Raw genomic sequence first — 19,396 nt, 5'->3', positions numbered from 1 at the left:
CGGCCGCGCTGTGTCGATCTCAGATGACGCCGGGGATCAATGCTTTGCGGGTAGTGGGGTAGTCGGCGAATTTCTCCTGGTACCAGCGGTGGGTGGCGAAGGCGCGGGGGACCAGGTTGCCCGCGGTGATCAGCAGGATCACCACGCCGGCCAGTGACCAGGTCAGCAGGGCGAAGCCGGTCCAGGCGATGAGTTCGCCGAGGTAGGCGGGGCTGCTGACGAAACGGAAGCCGCCGCCGTGGGGGATGCGGTATTCGGTGGCGCCGGGGTTGTCCTTGTCGCGCAGGTTGCGCACGATCGCCTCCGAGCGCACCAGCAGCGCGAAGCCGCACAGGTACACCACCAGGCCGATCAGGAAGCGCGGGTCGGTGAGCCACGCGGTGCTGTACTGGTCGAGGTAGTCGTGGCTGAACAGCGCGCCGTTGAGGTAGCCGTGCAGCGCGGTGACGAACACCCCGGCCGCGACGACACCGATATTGAAACTGCTGGTCTTGCCCGGCACCTGCCGGATCGAGAGCGGGAAGAACCAGCCCCGGTTGGCGTAGTGCAGCACCCAGATCGCGGCGAGTACCAGCGGCGTCGGGGAGAACGGGTCGGGGCCGCTCAGGAAGAACACCGCGAACACCACGGTGGCCGGTAGCTCCATCAGCCACCAACCCAGTTTCGGATTGAGGTTGAGCCCCACCTTGGTGGAGGTGAAGCGCCCGTACGGACTCTGGGCGAACAGCCCGCCGATCATCACGAAGGCGGCGAAGGCGAAGCCGATGGTCAGCACGGTGTCGTAGGTGGTGTTCCCGGTGTACCAATCCATCGAGACTCTCCGTCGAACAGGGCGAGGCGCGTGTGCACGATCGCCGACACAAAAACTAGAACACGTTCTATCATGGATCGCGCGAGTACACGACGAGGTTGAGGACGGGAAACATGCCGCTGGATCGGACATCCGAGGACCTGCTGGCGGCGGTGCACGCCTCGCCACGGGCGGTCGGCGCGCACGACAAAGCCGCCTGGGTGGGACTGTTCACCGCGGATGCCGCGGTCAACGATCCGGTCGGTTCGCGGCCGCATGTCGGGACCGAGGCCATCTCGCGGTTCTATAACACGTTCATCGCCCCCAACGGCATCGTCTTCCGGGTCGATCGCGATCTGGTCGCCGGGCATTCGGTGGTGCGCGACCTGCATATCGCGACGACCATGTCGACCGGCGCCACCGTCGTCGTGCCCATGCACCTGCGTTACGACCTCGTCGAGACGGCCGACGGCTGGCGCATCTCCCGCCTGGCCGCGCACTGGGAACTGGCGGTGATGGTCGCGCGCCTGCTCGGCACCGGGACCTCGGGCGTGCTCGCCGGAGCCAAGCTCGGGCCGCAGCTGGTCGGTGAGCTGGGCATCGGTGGTGCGGTAGGCATGATGCGCGCGCTGCGCGGCGTCGGCGGGCACGGCAAACGCCTGGTCCGCCGGTTGTTCACCGCGGTGGCCGCGGGCGACACCGCCCGGGTGCACGCGCTGCTCGACGCGCGCACCGAGATCCAGCTGCCCGCGGGCACCCAGGTCACGGTCGGGGAGTTCGCCGAGCGGGCGCGAGAGATCCAGTGGTCCAAGATGATCGCCGCCGGGCGCACGGTCAGCGCGAGCGTGCGGATCGGGGACGCGCACGGCGTCGCGTTCGTGGACTTCGCGCCGGGGTCCGCGCGGATCGCCGCGGTCACCGTCTTCCTCGACACCGTCGACGACTGATTGCGCGACGACTCATCCGGGGTTCCGGCTCCGGCGAAGTGAGTGTGTGCGCGACGTCCCATCCGGGGTCGGGGTCCGGCGAAGTGAGCTGTGCGCGCGATGGTCCGATCGGCCCCGGCTCCGGTGCGTGGGGCGTCGGAGGTTCGTGCCAAGTCCCGGTCCCGGCCTCCGCACGTGGGTGCGTTCGAGGATCGGGGGCGGTAGTTTGGGTCCGAGGCCGACCCTGGAGGTTCGTGTGCATCTGCGTGGTGTGGTTCTGCCCGGTGACGAGCAGCGCGACCTGTGGGTCGTCGACGGCACCGTCACCTTCGAGCCGGTGCGCGGCGCCGAAACCCTGTGCGGCGCAGGCTGGATCGTGCCCGGCCTGGTCGACGCGCACTGCCACGTCGGCATCCGCTACGGCGGCGGGGACGAAACGCGCGAGGGCGCGATCGAACAGGCCGCGACCGAACGTGACGCGGGCGCGCTGCTGCTGCGCGACGCCGGCTCACCCATCGACACCCACTACATCGACGAACACGCCGAACTCCCGCGCATCATCCGCGCGGGCCGCCACATCGCCCGCCCCAAGCGCTACATCCGCGAACTGGGCATCGAACTCGACGACGAACGCGACCTGCCCGAGATCGTCGCCGAGCAGGCCCGCTTCGGCGACGGCTGGGTCAAGATCGTCGGCGACTGGATCGACCGCTCGGTCGGCGACCTGCGCCCGCTGTGGAGCGACGACATCCTGAAGCAGGCCATCGACGCCGCCCACGCCAACGGCGCCCGCGTCACCGCCCATGTCTTCGGCGAGGACGCGCTGCCCGGCCTGATCAATGCCGGTATCGACTGCCTCGAACACGGCACCGGCATCACCGACGACACCATCGAGATGATGCTCGCCCACGGCACCGCCCTGGTCCCCACCCTGATCAATATCGACACCTTCCCCGGCATCGCCGACAGCGCCACCAAGTTCCCCGTCTACGCCGCCCACATGCGCGACCTGCACCGCCGCGTCCGCGACACGGTAGGCCGCGCCCACGAGGCAGGCATCCCGATCTACGCGGGCACCGACGCGGGCGGTTCCATCCGCCACGGCCGCATCGCCGACGAGATCACCGCCCTGACCGGCGCCGGCCTGTCTCCCCACGACGCCCTCGGCGCCGCCTCCTGGAACGCCCGCACCTGGCTCGGCCGCCCCAGCATCGAAGAAGGCGCCCCCGCCGACTTCGTCATCTACACCGAGGACCCTCGCGCCCACCCGCAGTCCTTGACCGACCCTCAATGGGTCGTCCTGCGCGGCCTCGTCGTCAAAACCCCGAACCCCGTCACCGGTCATCGCTGAGAACGTAGGTGTCGACCTCTGCGCGGCTGAGCGTTCTACCGGGCCCGATCAGCTCTACCTAGTAGAGTCGACCATGAATACGAAGCCGGTCCGAGTTGTCCATTTGTCGGTACGAACAGGGGAGATCGGCGGAGATGACCATGAGCGCCGAGGTTTCGATGATCCACCCGTTGGGCCCGAAGACTGTGGAAGACTGGCTCGCCGAAGAGCAGCCGGACGATGGATCGCGACTCGAACTCATCTGGGGGTACCTGCACATGACGCCGCCGCCCGGTGGTTCGCATCAGTACGCGTCATTCGAATTGGCCGTGATATTGCGGGACGCGCTGCGGGCCGCCGAACGGCTCGACCTCCACGTTCTTCCTGCCGTCGGAGTTCGTATCAGCACGCCGCTGCGCACCGGTGTGATCCCCGACATCTCGGTGGTGTCCGGCGGGATCAGCCATGTGAACTTCGCCGCCGAGGACGTTCTGCTCGCCGTCGAGGTCTGGTCGCCCGGCAACTCACGTGAAGAGCGGGACACCAAGGTCGCGGCCTACGCGTCGGCCAGGATTCAGAATCTCTGGATCGTAGAGTTGCCGATGGGGAAACCCGTTCGATTCTGGGGCTACGCGCTGGGCGAGACCGGCTACCGGCAAGAGGTCTTCGCCGACAGCGGGGAAACGGTGAAGGCGCCCGGTCCGGTGCCGGTTGTCATCGATACCTCGCAGTTGCGCTGAACCAGCACGGAGGCGATTTCGGGGAGAAGGCGGCGGTCTGGCACAATGGTCAACCGTCCTTGCTGGACAGTGTCAGCCCGTCTCCGGTTCCGTACCGCGCGGCGGTCACGCACTCCATGCGCGAAACCGGACCCGCAGACCGTGCGGGTCGCTGAATCGCGTGGTGACCAACTACTGAAAGAGGCAGATCAGCATGGCTGTTCGCATCAAGCTCACCCGCCTGGGCAAGATCCGCAACCCGCAGTACCGCGTCGTGGTTGCCGACGCCCGCACCCGTCGTGACGGCCGCGCCATCGAGGCCATCGGCAAGTACCACCCGAAGGAAGAGCCCTCGCTGATCGAGATCGATGCCGATCGTGTGGCGTACTGGCTGTCCGTCGGCGCGCAGCCGACCGAGTCCGTGCAGCGTCTGCTGGAGATCACCGGCGACTGGCAGAAGTTCAAGGGCCTGCCGGGCACCGAGGGCACCCTCAAGGTGAAGGCCGCCAAGCCGTCCAAGCTGGACCTGTTCAACGCCGCGCTGGCCGCCGCCGACAACGAGCCCGTCGCCGAGGCCGTCACCCCCAAGAAGAAGGCCGCCAAGAAGGACGAGGCTGCCGCTGAGGAAGCCGCCACCGAGGCTGCCGAGTAATGACTGCTGTTGTTGCCGATGCCGTCGAACATCTGGTTCGCGGCATCGTCGCCAACCCCGACGATGTCCGCGTCGAGCTGATCACCGGCCGCCGCGGACGCACCGTCGAGGTGCACGTCCATCCTGAGGACCTGGGCAAGGTGATCGGGCGCGGTGGTCGCACCGCGACCGCGCTGCGCACCCTGGTCGCCGGTATCGGCGGCCGTGGGATCCGGGTCGACGTGGTCGACACCGACGCCTAGATGGAACTCGTCGTAGGTCGGGTCGCCAAGTCGCACGGCGTGCGCGGCGAACTCGTCGTCGAGGTGCGCACCGACGAGCCGGAACTCCGGTTCGCCCCCGGTGCCACCCTGCACGGCAGGATGCCGAAATCCGCGGCGACCCGTGACTACACCGTGAAGTCGGCCCGAGAGCACTCGGGCCGGCTTCTGGTGTTCGTCGACGGCATCGACGACCGCACCGCCGCCGACGCACTGCGCGGCATGCTGTTCGTCGTCGACAGCGAGTCCCTGCCGCCGTCCGACGACGAGGACGCCTTCTACGACCACGAGCTCGAAGGCCTGCGCGTCGAGCTCACCGACGGCACCGTCGTCGGCACGGTCACCGAGGTGCTGCATTCGGCCGCCGGCGAGCTGCTGTCGGTGCGTGCCGCCGAGGACGGCCGCGAAATTCTCGTTCCCTTTGTCACCGCCATCGTGCCGACCGTGTCGATCGCCGATGGTCTGGTGGTCATCACGCCGCCCGAGGGCCTGCTCGATCCGGAGTAATTCGTGCAACTCGACGTCGTCACGATCTTCCCGGAGTACCTCGAGCCGCTGCGGACCGCGCTGCTCGGCAAGGCCGTCGACAAGGGCCTGATCTCGGTGGGTGTGCACGATCTGCGCCGCTGGACCCACGACGTGCACAAGTCCGTCGACGATTCGCCCTACGGTGGCGGGCCGGGCATGGTCATGAAGCCCACTGTCTGGGGTGCCGCGCTCGATGAGGTGTGCCCCGACGACGCCCTGCTCGTCGTCCCCACGCCGGCCGGTGTGCCCTTCACCCAGGCCACCGCGCAGCGCTGGTCCACCGAGCGGCACCTCGTGTTCGCCTGCGGCCGCTACGAGGGCATCGATCAGCGGGTCTTCGACGATGCCGCCCGCCGGGTGCGGGTGGAAGAGGTGAGCATCGGTGACTACGTGCTCATCGGCGGCGAGGCCGCGGTGCTGGTGATGACCGAGGCTGTCGTCCGTCTCATCCCCGGTGTGCTCGGCAATCAGCAGTCCCACCAGGAGGATTCGTTCTCCGACGGCCTGCTCGAAGGCCCCAGCTACACCCGTCCGGTGTCCTGGCGCGGTCTGGACGTGCCGCCGATCCTGCTCTCGGGTGACCACGCGAAGGTGGCCGCCTGGCGGCACGAGCAGTCGCTGGAGCGGACCCGTGAACGCAGGCCCGACCTCCTGCCCGAATAGCCGCGCGACTCAGTTCGGGACCACCCGGGTGGTGATGCAGAACGGGTGCCCGGCGGGATCTAGCAGCACCCGCCAGCGTGGATCCGGTTGCACTGGTGCGGGTTTCGCGCCGATCGCCAGGGCGTGCTGTTCGCACAGGTCCAGATCGGCGTCGGCGGCGAGATCCAGGTGCACCGCGGCGGTGCCGGGCCACTGCGGCGGGCTGTAGTCCGCGACGTGCTGGGCGGCGACCGTCAGGCCCGACGGGATCCGGATTCCGACGCTGTGCGCGTCGTTCCACAGCACCCGGCCACCGAGCAGCCCGAGATAGAAGCGGGCGAGGGACTCGGGGTCGTCACAGTCCAGCGAGAGGCCGGCCAGCTGAAAGGGCTCCGTCATCGGATGGACGCTACCGGTCGGAAACCTGCCCGAGTTTGTTTTGCCCTAAAGACATTTGGGTATCCACGAGGGTCATTCGTTGTGCGATCGTCCAAGCTGTGGATTGCTTGTTCCATCCGGAAAGGCTCGGGCCGCGTTGCCGGCCGGTGGCCGGTGTGCCCGTACGCGCGGGATTTTCGCGCGGTCGGCCGATGCGCGCAGGACAAGCACTGTATCCCTTGATGATTCGATGATCCGCGCAGGGTAGCCCGGTGCGCCCGGAGTCCGGTGCGGTGGCACCGCGATCCCCTCGCGTGCTCGATCGTGAGGCGAGGCAACGATGTCGGCGGCCGGTGCCGGCGGCTTCGCGAGTGACAAATTCCACACCCGCGAGGCGGGATTCAGGGGAGCAGACCGTGGCGGCGTGCGACCGCGACCGCCTCGTGCCGGGTGCGCGCGTCGAGCTTGGTCATCGCCTGGCGCAGGTAACTCTTGACCGTTTCCGCGCCGAGCGACAGCCGCAGCGCCGCTTCCTGATTGGTGCACCCGAGCGCGATCTGGGCGAGCACATCGAGTTCGCGGCGCGACAGGCGCGGTACCGGACCCGGCGGCTCGCCGGTCAGCACTCCGGTCAACCGATTACACACCCCCGACAACCGATCGCGCAGCGCGGCGTCACCGACCGCGGCCGACAGTGCACGCAGCTCGGCGTGGATCTCACGCAGTTCCTCGGTCACCGCCGGGGCGGCAGCAGGCGGGGTCGCGAGCTCGAGCAGCCGGACCCGCCGGTCGACCTCGTCGCGCACCGCGATCTCGTGCGCCAGCCGCCTGCCCGCCTGCATGAGCACCTCGGCGGCGCGGTCACCGAGCGGACCGACGCCCCGGCTGGCCGCGTACAGCACCGCCCTGGACCGGTCGCCGACCACGATCGGCACCGCCATCACCGACCGCAGCCCCTCGCCCACCACCGGGGCGTCGTAGTGGTGCGTGATCGTGGACGCGCCCCGATAGTCCGCGACCGCCGTCGGCCTGCCGTACTCCATCGCCTGGCCGCCGAGCCCGGAGGTGCGCAGCACCGACAGGCCCCGCATGCCGGTGGTCACCGTCCCGACGAACTCGGTGAGCAGCAGGGTGTCCTCGTCCACCGCGCCGCCGAACACCACGGGCACACCGGCCCGGCGCGCGACCCAGCGGATCTCGGCGCGCAGGGCGTCACCGTCGCGTGGGCGCAGCAGGGATGTGGCCGTCATCGGGTCACCCCTTTTCGGGGGTAGTGGGGTACGTGAGCTGTGCCACATTCTAGGACAGACCTGGCGGACCGGCCCAGGCGTTGAGGAGAACTGCGATGAGTACCGACCTGGACGCGCGGGTGGGCACCCTGCTCGACCACTACGATGGACCGTCGGCCTGCGCGGCCGAGCTGCTGTGCGACCGGCACCCCGCCGATCGCGTCGCCTGCACCGTCGTCGAGGCCGATCTGAGCGCCCACGATCTGACCTACGGCGAGCTGCGGGAGCGTTCGCGGCGCTTCGCCGCCGCGCTGGCCGAGCTCGGCGTCGAACCCGGCGACCGGGTGGCCACGCTGATGGCCAAGTCGGCCGATCTCGTCGTCGCGCTGCTCGGGATCTGGCGCCGCGGCGCGGTGCATGTGCCGCTGTTCACCGCCTTCGCCGCGCCCGCGATCGACTTCCGGCTCGACGCCAGTCGCGCGAAGGTCGTCGTCGCCGATGCCGATCAGGCGGCCAAGCTGGGCGAATCCGACCGGCACACGATCATCGTGGGTGGCGCCGCGCTGCCCGGCACGCTGGCCTGGGACGAACTGCTCGCCGCGCACACCGCCGACGATCCGCGCGCCGAGGCGGCCGTGGTCGGCGGCGACGGGCTGCTGGTCCAGCTGTTCACCAGCGGCACCACCGGCACCCCCAAGGGCGTGCCGATCCCGGTGCGCGCGCTGGCCTCCTTCCACGCCTACCAGGAGTTCGCCCTCGACGTACGGCCCGGTGACGTCTACTGGAACGCCGCCGACCCGGGCTGGGCCTACGGCCTCTACTACGCGATCCTGGCACCGCTGGCCACCGGTGTGCGCAGCCTGCTGCTGCACGCCGGATTCTCCGCGCCGCTCACCCGCGCGGTGCTGCAACGCTTCGGTGTCACCAATTTCGCCGCGGCCCCCACGGTCTACCGCGCGCTGCGCGCCGACGACGGCGCCTTCGACGCGGACTTCGCGCTGCGGCGGGCCTCCTCGGCAGGGGAGCCGCTCACCCCGGACGTCGTCAGCTGGTCGCAGCGCGCGCTCGGGGTCGCCGTGCGCGACCACTACGGCCAGACCGAGCACGGCATGGTCGTCTGCCACGCCTGGCACCCCGAGCTCGACGTCCCCGCGCCGGCCGGGTCGATGGGCAGGCAGCTGCCCGGCTGGTCGTGCGCGGTCCTCACCGACGACGCCGACATCGAGGCGGCACCCGGTGAGATCGGCCGGGTCGCCATCTCCACCGACCACAGCCCGCTGCTGTGGTTCCTCGGCTACCTCGACGACCCGGAGCGCACCGCGAACCGTTTCACCGCCGACGGCCGCTGGTACCTCACCGGTGACGTCGGCGCCCGCGACGCCGACGGCTTCTTCCGTTTCAGCTCCCGCGACGACGACGTGATCATCATGGCCGGCTACCGGATCGGCCCGTTCGAGGTGGAGAGCGTGCTGGTACTGCACGAGCAGGTCGCCGAGGCCGCCGTGGTCGGCATGCCCGACGAACTGCGCGGCGAGGTGATCGAGGCCTTCGTCGTCCTGCGTCCCGGCAGCGCGGGCAGCGACGAACTGGCCGCCGAACTCCAGCGACTGGTCAAGGACGAGTTCGCCGCCCACGCCTATCCGCGCCGGGTGCATTTCGTGGACAGCCTGCCCAAGACACCCAGCGGTAAGGTGCAGCGATTCCTGCTGCGCGGCAAGGAGACCCGGTGATGACCGAACTCAGCTATGCCTGCGGCCTGGCCGACACCCCGCTGCTCGGCGAAACCATCGGCGCGAACCTCGATCGCACCGTCGCGGCCCACCCCGACCGCGACGCGCTCGTCGACCAGCCGACCGGCCGCCGCTGGACCTACCGGGAGCTGGGCGTCGCGGTGGACGCGCTCGCCACCGCACTGGCCGCCCAGGGCATCGTCGCGGGTGACCGGGTCGGCATCTGGGCGCCCAACTGCGCGGAATGGTTTCTCGTGCAGTACGCCACCGCCAAGATCGGCGCGGTGCTGGTCAATATCAACCCGGCCTATCGCACCAGCGAACTCGAATACGTTCTCGGCCAGGCCGGGGTGCGGCTGCTGATCGCCGCACCGGAGTTCAAGACCTCGGACTATGTGTCGATGATCGTGCAGGTCCGGCCGAATTGCCCGGCGCTGGAACAGGTCCTGATCCTCGGCACGCCGCCGTGGCAGCAGATCGCGGGCACCGCCCCCGATGCGGACCGGCTCGCCGCCATCGCCGCGACGCTGTCGGCCGACGACCCGATCAACATCCAATACACCTCGGGCACCACGGGTTTCCCCAAGGGCGCGACGCTGAGCCACCACAACATCCTCAACAACGGCTACTTCGTCGGCGAACTGTGCGGCTACACCGCGGCCGACCGGATCTGCCTCGGCGTCCCCTTCTATCACTGCTTCGGCATGGTCATGGGCAATCTCGCGGCCACCTCGCACGGTGCGGCGGTGGTGATCCCGGCGCCGTCGTTCGACCCCGCCGCGACGCTGGCCGCCGTCGCCGCCCAGCAGTGCACCTCGCTCTACGGCGTACCGACCATGTTCATCGCCATGCTGGCCGAACTCGACGCCGGTGCGACACCGGATCTGTCGACCCTGCGTACCGGCATCATGGCGGGCTCGCCGTGCCCGGTCGAGGTGATGAAACGGGTCATCGACCGGATGGGGATGACCGAGGTCTCCATCTGTTACGGCATGACCGAGACCTCGCCGGTGTCCACCCAGACCCGCCGTGACGACAGCATCGACCGCCGCACCGCCACCGTCGGCCGGGTGGGACCGCATCTGGAGGTCAAGGTGATCGACCCGGCCACCGGCCGCACCCTGCCACGCGGCGAACCGGGCGAACTGTGCACCCGGGGCTATTCGGTGATGCTCGGCTACTGGGACCAGCCCGACAAGACCGCCGAGGCCATCGACGCCGCCCGCTGGATGCACACCGGCGACATCGGCGTGATGGACGACGAGGGCTACATCGCGGTCACCGGCCGGATCAAGGACATGGTGATCCGTGGCGGCGAGAACATCTATCCACGCGAGATCGAGGAGTTCCTCTACACCCACCCCGATATCGTCGATGCCCAGGTCATCGGGGTGCCCGACGCGAAATACGGTGAGGAACTCATGGTCTGGCTGCGCCTGCGCGACGGCGCCGCACCCCTGGACGCCGCCGCACTGCGCGACTACTGCACCGGACGCCTGGCGCACTACAAGATCCCGCGCTACGTCCACGTGGTCGAGGAGTTCCCGATGACGGTCACCGGGAAGATCCGCAAAGCCGAGATGCGCGAACTGGCCAGGGATCTGCTCGGCTGATCCGGAGCTCGCGACGGTCCGCTGACCTGGGAGTCCGCCAGGTGTCGGGGTGGAGCTGTAGTCTCTGCGGTCGTGACGACAGCGCCCGAGACTGCAAGCACGACCACCCTGGCCAGCGTGGGCAGGCGGATCGCGGACGAACTGGGGGTGCGCGAGACCCAGGTCCGCGCCGCCGTCGAACTGCTCGACAGCGGTTCGACGGTCCCGTTCATCGCGCGCTACCGCAAGGAGGTCACCGACGGCCTCGACGACGCCCAGCTGCGGCAGCTCGAGGAACGTCTCGGTTACCTGCGCGAGCTCGACGAGCGCCGTGGCGCGATCATCGAATCCATCCGTGGCCAGGGCAAACTCGATCCCGCTCTGCACGGCCAGATCATGCTCGCCGAGACCAAGGCCCGCCTCGAAGACATCTACCTGCCCTACAAGCCCAAGCGCCGCACCAAAGCCCAGATCGCGCGCGAGGCCGGCCATGAGCCCGTCGCCGACGCGCTGATCGGCGACCCGGGTACCGACCCGGCCGGCTACACCGCCGAACAGCTCGACGGCGCCCGCGCGATCCTCGTCGAACGGTTCGCCGAGGACGCCGATCTCGTCGGTGAACTGCGCGAACTGATGTGGAATCGCGGCCAGGTCAGCTCCACGGTGCGCGCGGGCAAGGAGGAGGCAGGCGCGAAGTTCGCCGACTACTTCGAGTTCAGCGAGCCCTTCCACAAACTGCCCTCGCACCGGATCCTGGCGCTGCTGCGCGGGGAGAAGGAAGACGTGCTCACCCTGCACCTCGAGCCCGACACCGAGGAGCCCGCACCGGGCGAACGCACCGTCTACGAAGGCCGGATCGCGGTCGCCTTCGGAATCGCCGATCAGGGCCGCCCGGCCGATTCCTGGCTGCTCGACACCGTGCGCTGGGCCTGGCGGACCAAACTGCAGGTCAGCCTGGGGATCGACACCAGGATGCGGTTGCGTCAAGCCGCCGAGAAGGACGCGGTCGACGTGTTCGCCGCCAACCTGCGCGACCTGCTGCTGGCCGCGCCCGCAGGCACCCGCACCACGATGGGCCTCGATCCGGGCTACCGCACCGGTGTCAAGGTCGCCGTCGTCGACGCCACCGGCAAGGCCGTCGCGACCGAGGTCATCTACCCGCACAAGCCGCAGGGCCAGACCGAGAAATCCCTGGCCGTGCTCGGCGCGCTGGTGGCCCGCTTCGGTGTCGAACTCATCGCCATCGGCAACGGCACCGCCTCGCGCGAAACCGACGCACTGGCCACCGAACTCATCGCCCGCATCCCCGAGAACAAGCCGACCAAGATCGTGGTGTCGGAAGCGGGCGCGTCGGTGTACTCCGCCTCGGCCTACGCCTCGGCCGAACTGCCCGACATGGACGTCTCGCTGCGCGGCGCGGTCTCCATCGCCCGGCGCCTGCAGGACCCGCTGGCCGAGCTGGTGAAGATCGACCCCAAGTCGATCGGCGTGGGCCAGTACCAGCACGACGTGTCCGAGACGCTGCTGGCCCGCTCGCTGGGCGCCGTCGTCGAGGACGCGGTGAACGCGGTCGGCGTCGACGTGAACACCGCCTCGGTGCCGCTGCTCTCGCGGGTGTCCGGCGTGTCCGGGTCGGTCGCGGAAAGCATTGTCGCCCACCGCGACCAGCACGGCCCGTTCCGCAGCCGCACCGCGCTGCTGGAGGTGCCGCGCCTGGGCCCGAAGGCCTTCGAACAGTGCGCCGGCTTCCTGCGCATCCGCGGCGGTGAGGACCCCCTCGACACCTCGGCCGTGCACCCCGAGGCCTACCCGGTGGTGCGCCGCATCCTGGAGACCACCGGCCGCCCGATGGCCGAGATCATCGGCAACACCGGCACCCTGCGCGCGCTGAAACCGGCCGACTTCACCGACGAGAAGTTCGGTGTGCCGACCGTCAGCGACATCATCGCGGAGCTGGAGAAGCCCGGCCGCGACCCGCGCCCGGAGTTCAAGACCGCCGAATTCGCCGCGGGCATCGAGAAAGTCGCCGATTTGAAGCCCGGCATGGTGCTCGAGGGCGTGGTCACCAATGTGGCCGCGTTCGGCGCCTTCGTCGACGTGGGTGTGCACCAGGACGGTCTGGTGCACGTCTCGGCGCTGTCGCACAACTTCGTCAAGGATCCGCGCGAAGTGGTCAAGTCCGGCGACGTCGTGAAGGTCAAGGTGCTCGAGGTCGACGTCGCCCGGCAGCGGATCGGTTTGACGCTGCGGCTCGATGACGAGCCGGGCAAGCCCGCGCAGGGGGACAATCGGGGAGGCGGCGCCGCGCGCGGCCAGGGTCGCGGTCAGGGCCGTCCGCAGGGCGGTGGACGCGGCCAGGGCGGCGACCGTGGGCAAGCACAGGGTCGCGGCCAGGGCCAGGGTCGCGGCGGCAACCAGCGCAAGCCGGCGGCGGCGCCGACCGGATCGATGGCCGACGCGCTGCGGCGAGCGGGGTTCGGTCAGTAATACGACGACAGGGCGGGCGGCATGCGACGGTGGCTCGAAGACGATGTGATCGCGCACGGCCGCCTGCCCCTGCTCTGTTTTCTGCTGGGGTTCATCCTCGGTTTCGTGGTGATCCGAATCAGCGTGCGGCTGATCCGGGCCCAGGTCCGCTGGTGGCCGGGCAATGTCAAAGCCGGCGACACCCACATCCATCACATGGTGTTCGGCGTGATCACCGTGCTGCTGTCGGGCATCGGCCTGATCGCGACGGCCGAGGACTCCACCCAGGTCACCTCGAGTGTCCTGGCCGCCCTGTTCGGGATCGGTGCCGCGCTGGTCCTCGACGAGTTCGCGCTGATCTTCTACCTGCGCGACGTGTACTGGTCCGAACAGGGGCGGACCTCGGTCGACGCGGTGTTCGTCGCGGTGGCCGTGACCGGACTGCTGCTGCTCGGCGTGCAGCCCGCGACCTTCCTCGACTACGACGACTTCCGGCAGTCGCGCGGCGGCTGGGTGCGGGTCGGCCTCGGCCTCTCACTGCTGCTGAACCTGCTGCTGGCCGCGGTGGTGATCGCCAAGGGCAAGATCTGGACCGGACTGTTCGGTATGTTCTTCGCGCCCCTGCTGCTGATCGGCGCGGTGCGGCTGAGCAGGCCGGGCGCGCCCTGGGCCCGCTGGCGCTACGGCAACCGGCCCAAGACGATGAACCGGGCCATCGCCAGGGAACGGCGCTATCGCCGCCCGGTCATCCGCGCGAAGATCTTCATCCAGGACCTGATCGCGGGCACACCCGATATCGAGCACGCGCGTACCGCGGCCGAGGCCGAACTCAGCCGCACCGTGGTCGCGGCACCGTCCGCGCCGCCGCCGCACCCGCATCTGCTGCCGCGCCGCCGCCCCGGCGCGACCGGCGACACCGACGCCGGCGAGTGAGCCACGTCGCCCGATTTCGGCGACGGCCGCCTGGTCTGGCACAATGAACCGGTTGCCTTGGGCGAGTCATGTCCGAGAGCACTCCTGTTCTGAGCATGAACCGGTCGAGCGCGCGAGTGCCGCCAGGTTCCTCTGTTCGCGCAAAGAATCCGAAAAGGTGGAAAATGAACACCCTTGATTTCGTCGACGAGAAGTCGCTGCGTAGCGATGTCCCCGACTTCCGTCCGGGCGACACCCTGAACGTGCACGTGAAGGTCATCGAAGGCTCGAAGGAGCGCATCCAGGTCTTCAAGGGCGTCGTGATCCGGCGTCAGGGCGGCGGCATCGGCGAGACCTTCACCGTCCGCAAGGTGTCCTTCGGTGTGGGTGTCGAGCGCACCTTCCCGGTGCACAGCCCCAACATCGACCACATCGATGTCGTGACCCGCGGTGACGTGCGTCGCGCCAAGCTGTACTACCTGCGCGACCTGCGCGGTAAGGCCGCCAAGATCAAGGAAAAGCGCTGATCTTGCGGTAGCTCTTGCGAGCTCGGAAATTTCAGGTAGCCCGGCGCTCCGACTTCGGTCGGGGCGCCGGGCTACTCTGTTCGGCGTGGCAGACGAAAGTGGGTCGGTGTCAGATTCGGGAGACGAAGGCGGGCGGCGCCGGAAGAAGCGCCCCGACAAGAAGCAGCGACCGTTCTGGCAGGAGCTGCCGATACTGATCGTGATCGCGGCGGTCATCGCCGCGTTGATGGTCACTTTCGTCGGGCGCCCCTACGTGATCCCGTCGCAGTCGATGGAGAACACGCTGCTGATCGGCGACCGCATCTACGTGGAGAAGATCAGCTACTACGGCTCCGAGCCGGGACCCGGCGACGTCGTCGTGTTCGTCGGGCCGCCGTCCTGGAACGGGCACTACAAGTCGATCCGCTCCGACAACTCCGTCATCCGCGGTGTACAGAACTTCCTGTCCTACTTCGGCCTCGTCCCGCCCGACGAGAACGACCTGGTCAAGCGAGTCATCGCGGTCGGCGGGCAAACCGTGCAGTGTTGCGACCCGCAGGGCCGGGTGATGGTCGACGGCAAACCGCTCGACGAGCCCTACATCAAGAAGGACTACCCCTGGTACACCGATCGCCCCAACGCCGTGTACCCGGCGGGCCGGGTGTTCGGCCCGGTGAAGGTCCCCGAGGGCAACCTGTGGGTGATGGGCGACAACCGCAACGAATCGGCCGATTCGCGCGCCCACGTCAGCGACGATCTGCAGGGCACCGTGCCGGTGGACAATGTGCGCGGCAAGACCGTGTTCAAGATCTGGCCGCCGAGCCGGATGGGCCCGGTGCGCTCGCAGAACGCGCAGGAGAACTGAGAACGACGAGACACGGGGACAATCGAACTGTGGGGCAGGATCGGACCGGTTGGCCGCCGCGCGTGGTGATGCGCCGGGCAGGCGGACTACGCACGCTCGAAGCGGCCCTCATCCGCGGCGGCCTCGGACCGGTAGCCGGTGTCGACGAGGCGGGCCGCGGCCCGTGCGCCGGGCCGCTGGTGGTCGCCGCGTGCCTGCTGGCGCCCAAGGCCTACGACAAGCTGTCCGGCCTCGACGACTCCAAGAAACTCACCGAGTCGGCCCGTGAGGAGCTGTTCCCGGTGGTTCAGCGGCTGGCGCTGGCCTGGAGCGTCGTCGTGGTGCCCGCCTGGGAGATCGACTCGATCGGCATCCACGTCGCCAATATCGAAGGCATGCGCCGCGCCGTCGCCGGGCTCGGGCGCATCCCCGGCTACATCCTGACCGACGGATTCAAGGTCCCCGGCCTGTCCGCGCCCTCGCTGCCGGTCATCGGCGGCGACGGCACGGCGGCCTGCATCGCCTCGGCGAGCATCCTGGCCAAAGTGACCAGGGACCGGATGATGGTCGCACTCGACGAGCAGCTGCCCGGCTACGGTTTCGCCGCGCACAAGGGCTACAACACGCCCGAACACACCACCGCCCTGCGCCAGCTCGGACCGAGCACCGAACACCGCCGATCCTGGCGGAATGTGCGCGAACTCGAGGTGCCGGGCGGTAGCCGAGTAGCTACTCGAACCGCGCATGCGCGATGATGTGATCAATATGAACGCAGCGCTGCTAGCAGGAGGACGTCCCACCCGATGAGTGCTGAGGACCTCGAGAAGTACGAAACCGAGATGGAACTGTCCCTGTACCGCGAGTACAAGGACATCGTCGGCCAGTTCTCGTACGTGGTGGAGACCGAACGCCGCTTCTACCTGGCCAATTCCGTCGAACTGCGCCCGCAGAACGCCGACGGGGAGGTCTACTTCGAAGTGCGGATGAGCGACGCGTGGGTCTGGGACATGTACCGGCCCGCGCGGTTCGTCAAGCATGTCCGGGTGATCACGTTCAAGGACGTGAACATCGAGGAACTCGAAAAACCGGACCTCCGCCTGCCTGAATAGTTGGAGCTGTGCTTGTTTGAGCGCTGGCGCGCTCGAGTTCGCGGCCCCTTGGGTCCCGTCGATCAGGCACCGGTGCTTGCTCCTTCGTCGCGTACGCACCGGCACCTGATCGACGGGACGGCCGCGAACCGGCCGACTTCGTCGGCCGATCCCTCCTCGAGGTCGGGATGTGCGGGGCTGAGTGGGGTGGATGAGGTGGGTGTCCGTAGGTGCGGTGAATGTGGTGGGTTGTTCGTAGGTGCGGGGGTGGGTGCGGTGAATGTGGTGGATGAGGGGTTGTACGCGGGTGCGGGGTGAGTGGGCTGGATCAGGGGGTTGTCCGCAGGTGCGGGGATGGTGGGGCTGGCGTGGATGAGGTGGGGTTTATCCACAGGGTTCGGGTTATCCACAGGGTTTCTGTTTGCGCAGGTCGTGCTGGGGGACGGGTAGCGGGAGCTCGGCATTGTTGGCTGGGTGGGAAGCAAACAGGCGCTCGGCGCATACGGGGAGAAGCTGGCGGCGCAGTATCTGCGCGAGACCGGCATGGAGATCATCGCGCGTAATTGGCGGTGCCGGTACGGGGAACTGGATCTGATCGTCCAGGATCCGTCGGTCACGGTGTTCGTCGAGGTGAAGACGCGGTCGGGGCTGGGGTTCGGCAGTCCGGCCGAGTCGGTCACCTTCCGCAAGCAGCAGCGGATCAGGCGATTGGCGCTGCTGTGGCTGGCCCAGCAGGAAGGCCCGTGGCGGCGGATCCGGTTCGATGTGGTGTCGGTGCTGCTCCCGCGCGGGTGCAAACCGGTCATCGACCATCTGACGGCGGCCTTCTGATGGCCCTCGGACGGGCGATATCGGTTGCGGTGACCGGGGTCGACGGGCAGTTGGTGGAGATCGAGGCCGATATCGGTCAGGGCCTGCCGTCGGTGAATCTCGTCGGTCTGCCCGATACCGCGCTGCAGGAATCGCGTAACCGGGTGCGGTCGGCGGTCGCCAACACGGGGGAGAAGTGGCCGGACGGGCGGGTCATCCTGGCACTGTCGCCGGCCACGCTTCCGAAAATCGGGAGCGTATATGACCTGGCGCTCGCGGTCGCGGTGCTCGACGCCTCCGGCGCGGTGCCGGGTGAGCGGCTGGTGCAGACGGTACTGCTGGGCGAGCTGGCGCTCGACGGCCGGGTCCGGCGCGTGCGCGGGGTACTGCCCGCGGTGATCGCGGCCCGCAATGCCGGACTGCCCACGGTCGTGGTGCCCGCGGAAGCGGTCGCCGAGGCGGGGCTGGTCGAGGGAATCGAGGTGCTCGGGGCACCGAGTCTGCGGGCGGTGGTCGCCTGGCTGCGCGGTGAGGGCACGCTGATGGAACCCGACGGCGTCGTGCCGGGCGCCCAGCGGCCGTGTGGCGATCTCAGTGATGTCGTCGGTCAGGACGAGGCGCGCTGGGCGCTCGAGGTCGCCGCAGCCGGCGGACACCATCTCCTGCTCACCGGGCCGCCGGGGATCGGCAAAACAATGCTGGCACAACGGCTTCCTGGCCTGCTGCCGCCGCTGTCGGAGGCGGAGTCGCTGGAGGTCACCGCGATCCATTCGATGGCCGGATCGCTCTCCGCCGAGCAGCCCCTGCTCACCCTGGCTCCGTTCGTCGCCCCGCATCACTCCACCTCGGTGACCGCGATGATCGGCGGCGGGTCCGGGATGGCACGTCCCGGCGCTGTCAGCCGGGCGCACCGCGGTGTGCTGTTCCTCGACGAATGCGCCGAGATCGGTACCAAGGTCCTCGAAGCGCTGCGCACCCCGCTCGAAGAAGGCGAGGTGCGCATCGCCCGCCGCGACGGTGTCGCCCGCTACCCCGCCCGATTCCAGCTGGTCCTCGCCGCCAACCCGTGCCCGTGCGCACCCGCCCGCGACGTCGACTGCATCTGCGCGCCGCTGGCCCGCCGCCGCTACCTCGGCAAACTGTCCGGCCCGCTGCTCGACCGCATCGACATCTGGGTACAGATGCACGGCCAGGCCGGCGCGACCTTCGGCGACGAACAGACCGAGACCAGCGCCGCGGTGGCGGCCCGCGTCGCCCAGGCCAGGGCCCGCGCGGCCGAACGGTGGAGCACGGACGGCTGGAAGGCCAATGCCGAAGTGCCGGGCCACATCCTGCGCCAGCGCTTCCGATTGCCCCGCGAGTCGATAGCACCGATCGAGACCGCCCTGCGCCTGGGCCGGATGTCCGCCCGCGGCGCCGACCGCGCCATCCGCGTCGCCTGGACCGTCTGCGACCTCCGCGGCGGGGAACTGCCGTCGGTGCAGGATGTGCTGTCGTCGTTGAACTTCCGGCAGCGGGGCACGCAGTGATGGCGGGCTGGTCGGCCGGTGGTGTGCCCGGCGAGCGCATGGCCGGTGGTGTGTCTGGCGAGCGAACGGCCGGTGTGCCCGGCAAGAGCGTGGCTGTGCGTGGCGAGCGCGTGGCTAGCGGTGTGCCTGGCAAGCGCACGGCTGGTGTGTCTGGCGGGTGCGTGGCTGGGGGTGGGCGTGGCGGGTGCACGGCTGGTGTGTCTGGCGGGTGCGTGGCTGGGGGTGGGCGTGGCGGGCGCACGGCTGGTGTGTCTGGTGGATGCGTGGCTGGTGGGCGTGGCGGGCGCACGGCTGGTGCGCCCGGCGAGTACGTGGCTGGTGGTGAGCGCGGCGCGCGCGTGGCTGGTGCTGTGCGTGGCGGGCGCACGGCCGGTGTGTCTGGCGGGTGCGTGGCTGGTGGTGTGCATGGCGAGCGCATGACCGGTGGTGTGCCTGGGGAGGGAACGGCTGGTTCGGTGCCGGCTC

General features: G+C 69.2%; 21 protein-coding genes. 18 read left to right on the top strand and 3 right to left on the bottom strand.

The genetic code is table 11. The features are described 5' to 3' along the window. Nucleotides 1-19: 19 nt before the first annotated feature. A complete protein-coding gene (locus ACFXK0_RS00180; protein ID WP_379407404.1) occupies nt 20-811 on the bottom strand; it encodes a 3-oxo-5-alpha-steroid 4-dehydrogenase in 792 nt (263 codons plus the stop codon). 113 nt (nt 812-924) lie between these two features. Between ACFXK0_RS00180 and ACFXK0_RS00175 the strand changes: the two genes are divergently transcribed. The 7 genes from ACFXK0_RS00175 to trmD all read left to right on the top strand — a co-directional run bounded on the left by ACFXK0_RS00175 (nt 925) and on the right by trmD (nt 5,868). Next, nucleotides 925-1,737, top strand: coding sequence for a nuclear transport factor 2 family protein (locus ACFXK0_RS00175; RefSeq protein WP_379407403.1), 813 nt, complete (start codon nt 925-927; stop codon nt 1,735-1,737). Nucleotides 1,738-1,972: 235 nt separating this feature from the next. After that, nucleotides 1,973-3,067 (top strand): amidohydrolase family protein, encoded by a 1,095-nt coding sequence (locus tag ACFXK0_RS00170; protein WP_379407401.1) that lies wholly within the window; start codon nt 1,973-1,975, stop codon nt 3,065-3,067. Nucleotides 3,068-3,207: 140 nt separating this feature from the next. Next, entirely contained in the window at nt 3,208-3,786 is a 579-nt protein-coding gene (locus ACFXK0_RS00165) for a Uma2 family endonuclease (protein ID WP_379407400.1), read from the top strand. A 193-nt stretch (nt 3,787-3,979) separates the two neighbouring features. After that, nucleotides 3,980-4,417 (top strand): 30S ribosomal protein S16, encoded by a 438-nt coding sequence (rpsP, locus tag ACFXK0_RS00160; RefSeq protein ID WP_189024398.1) that lies wholly within the window; start codon nt 3,980-3,982, stop codon nt 4,415-4,417. Continuing rightward, nucleotides 4,417-4,659, top strand: coding sequence for an RNA-binding protein (locus ACFXK0_RS00155; RefSeq protein ID WP_019048210.1), 243 nt, complete (start codon nt 4,417-4,419; stop codon nt 4,657-4,659). The genes rpsP and ACFXK0_RS00155 overlap by 1 nt, the downstream gene beginning before the upstream one ends. Further along, on the top strand, nt 4,660-5,184 hold the full coding sequence (gene rimM / locus ACFXK0_RS00150) for a ribosome maturation factor RimM (protein WP_379407398.1): 525 nt from the start codon (nt 4,660-4,662) through the stop codon (nt 5,182-5,184). Between the two features lie 3 nt (nt 5,185-5,187). Continuing rightward, a complete protein-coding gene (gene trmD / locus ACFXK0_RS00145; RefSeq protein WP_379407397.1) occupies nt 5,188-5,868 on the top strand; it encodes a tRNA (guanosine(37)-N1)-methyltransferase TrmD in 681 nt (226 codons plus the stop codon). A gap of 9 nt (nt 5,869-5,877) precedes the next feature. Here trmD and ACFXK0_RS00140 read toward each other — a convergent pair whose 3' ends face one another. Together ACFXK0_RS00140 and ACFXK0_RS00135 are read right to left on the bottom strand one after the other, a co-directional pair. Beyond that, complete coding sequence (locus tag ACFXK0_RS00140) at nt 5,878-6,246, bottom strand: VOC family protein (protein WP_379407395.1); 369 nt, start codon at nt 6,244-6,246, stop codon at nt 5,878-5,880. A 380-nt stretch (nt 6,247-6,626) separates the two neighbouring features. After that, a complete protein-coding gene (locus ACFXK0_RS00135; RefSeq protein ID WP_379407394.1) occupies nt 6,627-7,475 on the bottom strand; it encodes a LuxR C-terminal-related transcriptional regulator in 849 nt (282 codons plus the stop codon). 95 nt (nt 7,476-7,570) lie between these two features. On the opposite strand from ACFXK0_RS00135, the gene ACFXK0_RS00130 reads away from it, so the two are divergent. From ACFXK0_RS00130 to ACFXK0_RS00080, 11 genes are all read left to right on the top strand, one after another. Then, on the top strand, nt 7,571-9,184 hold the full coding sequence (locus ACFXK0_RS00130) for an AMP-binding protein (protein WP_379407392.1): 1,614 nt from the start codon (nt 7,571-7,573) through the stop codon (nt 9,182-9,184). Then, nucleotides 9,184-10,797: an AMP-binding protein gene (locus ACFXK0_RS00125; protein ID WP_379407391.1), complete on the top strand. Its 1,614-nt coding sequence runs from the start codon at nt 9,184-9,186 to the stop codon at nt 10,795-10,797. Before ACFXK0_RS00130 ends, ACFXK0_RS00125 begins: the two co-directional genes overlap by 1 nt. A 72-nt stretch (nt 10,798-10,869) precedes the next feature. Next, entirely contained in the window at nt 10,870-13,263 is a 2,394-nt protein-coding gene (locus ACFXK0_RS00120) for a Tex family protein (RefSeq protein ID WP_379407389.1), read from the top strand. A 21-nt stretch (nt 13,264-13,284) separates the two neighbouring features. Next, a complete protein-coding gene (locus ACFXK0_RS00115; RefSeq protein WP_379407388.1) occupies nt 13,285-14,175 on the top strand; it encodes a hypothetical protein in 891 nt (296 codons plus the stop codon). A gap of 164 nt (nt 14,176-14,339) precedes the next feature. Continuing rightward, nucleotides 14,340-14,681 (top strand): 50S ribosomal protein L19, encoded by a 342-nt coding sequence (rplS, locus tag ACFXK0_RS00110; RefSeq protein ID WP_019048201.1) that lies wholly within the window; start codon nt 14,340-14,342, stop codon nt 14,679-14,681. 106 nt (nt 14,682-14,787) lie between these two features. Beyond that, nucleotides 14,788-15,525, top strand: a complete 738-nt coding sequence (gene lepB / locus ACFXK0_RS00105; RefSeq protein WP_379407387.1) for a signal peptidase I — start codon at nt 14,788-14,790, stop codon at nt 15,523-15,525. A 29-nt stretch (nt 15,526-15,554) separates the two neighbouring features. Beyond that, nucleotides 15,555-16,259 (top strand): ribonuclease HII, encoded by a 705-nt coding sequence (locus ACFXK0_RS00100; protein ID WP_379407385.1) that lies wholly within the window; start codon nt 15,555-15,557, stop codon nt 16,257-16,259. Between the two features lie 48 nt (nt 16,260-16,307). Next, entirely contained in the window at nt 16,308-16,613 is a 306-nt protein-coding gene (locus ACFXK0_RS00095; RefSeq protein ID WP_011210678.1) for a DUF2469 domain-containing protein, read from the top strand. Nucleotides 16,614-17,066: 453 nt separating this feature from the next. Beyond that, nucleotides 17,067-17,423, top strand: coding sequence for a YraN family protein (locus tag ACFXK0_RS00090; RefSeq protein ID WP_379407384.1), 357 nt, complete (start codon nt 17,067-17,069; stop codon nt 17,421-17,423). Beyond that, nucleotides 17,423-18,931 carry a YifB family Mg chelatase-like AAA ATPase gene (locus ACFXK0_RS00085; protein WP_379407382.1) on the top strand — a complete coding sequence of 503 codons (1,509 nt, stop codon included), beginning with the start codon at nt 17,423-17,425 and terminating at the stop codon, nt 18,929-18,931. The genes ACFXK0_RS00090 and ACFXK0_RS00085 overlap by 1 nt, the downstream gene beginning before the upstream one ends. Before the next feature lie 255 nt (nt 18,932-19,186). After that, nucleotides 19,187-19,351: a hypothetical protein gene (locus ACFXK0_RS00080; protein ID WP_379407381.1), complete on the top strand. Its 165-nt coding sequence runs from the start codon at nt 19,187-19,189 to the stop codon at nt 19,349-19,351. Nucleotides 19,352-19,396 lie beyond the last annotated feature (45 nt).

Source organism: Nocardia sp. NPDC059177 (assembly GCF_042755165.1).
Classification (GTDB): Bacteria; Actinomycetota; Actinomycetes; order Mycobacteriales; family Mycobacteriaceae; genus Nocardia.
Note: the sequence above shows the minus strand (reverse complement) of the source record. Positions and strands in the feature narration are given on the sequence as shown.

What these genes read in the sequence shown, in the direction of transcription:
- ACFXK0_RS00175 (WP_379407403.1), top strand. Translation starts at nt 925, where the DNA reads ATGCCGCTGGATCGGACATCCGAGGACCTGCTGGCGGCGGTGCACGCC.
- ACFXK0_RS00155 (WP_019048210.1), top strand. Translation starts at nt 4,417, where the DNA reads ATGACTGCTGTTGTTGCCGATGCCGTCGAACATCTGGTTCGCGGCATC.
- rimM (WP_379407398.1), top strand. Translation starts at nt 4,660, where the DNA reads ATGGAACTCGTCGTAGGTCGGGTCGCCAAGTCGCACGGCGTGCGCGGC.
- ACFXK0_RS00095 (WP_011210678.1), top strand. Translation starts at nt 16,308, where the DNA reads ATGAGTGCTGAGGACCTCGAGAAGTACGAAACCGAGATGGAACTGTCC.
- ACFXK0_RS00180 (WP_379407404.1), bottom strand. Translation starts at nt 811, where the DNA reads ATGGATTGGTACACCGGGAACACCACCTACGACACCGTGCTGACCATC.
- ACFXK0_RS00085 (WP_379407382.1), top strand. Translation starts at nt 17,423, where the DNA reads ATGGCCCTCGGACGGGCGATATCGGTTGCGGTGACCGGGGTCGACGGG.
- ACFXK0_RS00125 (WP_379407391.1), top strand. Translation starts at nt 9,184, where the DNA reads ATGACCGAACTCAGCTATGCCTGCGGCCTGGCCGACACCCCGCTGCTC.
- ACFXK0_RS00115 (WP_379407388.1), top strand. Translation starts at nt 13,285, where the DNA reads ATGCGACGGTGGCTCGAAGACGATGTGATCGCGCACGGCCGCCTGCCC.
- rplS (WP_019048201.1), top strand. Translation starts at nt 14,340, where the DNA reads ATGAACACCCTTGATTTCGTCGACGAGAAGTCGCTGCGTAGCGATGTC.
- rpsP (WP_189024398.1), top strand. Translation starts at nt 3,980, where the DNA reads ATGGCTGTTCGCATCAAGCTCACCCGCCTGGGCAAGATCCGCAACCCG.
- ACFXK0_RS00140 (WP_379407395.1), bottom strand. Translation starts at nt 6,246, where the DNA reads ATGACGGAGCCCTTTCAGCTGGCCGGCCTCTCGCTGGACTGTGACGAC.
- ACFXK0_RS00165 (WP_379407400.1), top strand. Translation starts at nt 3,208, where the DNA reads ATGAGCGCCGAGGTTTCGATGATCCACCCGTTGGGCCCGAAGACTGTG.
- ACFXK0_RS00135 (WP_379407394.1), bottom strand. Translation starts at nt 7,475, where the DNA reads ATGACGGCCACATCCCTGCTGCGCCCACGCGACGGTGACGCCCTGCGC.
- ACFXK0_RS00130 (WP_379407392.1), top strand. Translation starts at nt 7,571, where the DNA reads ATGAGTACCGACCTGGACGCGCGGGTGGGCACCCTGCTCGACCACTAC.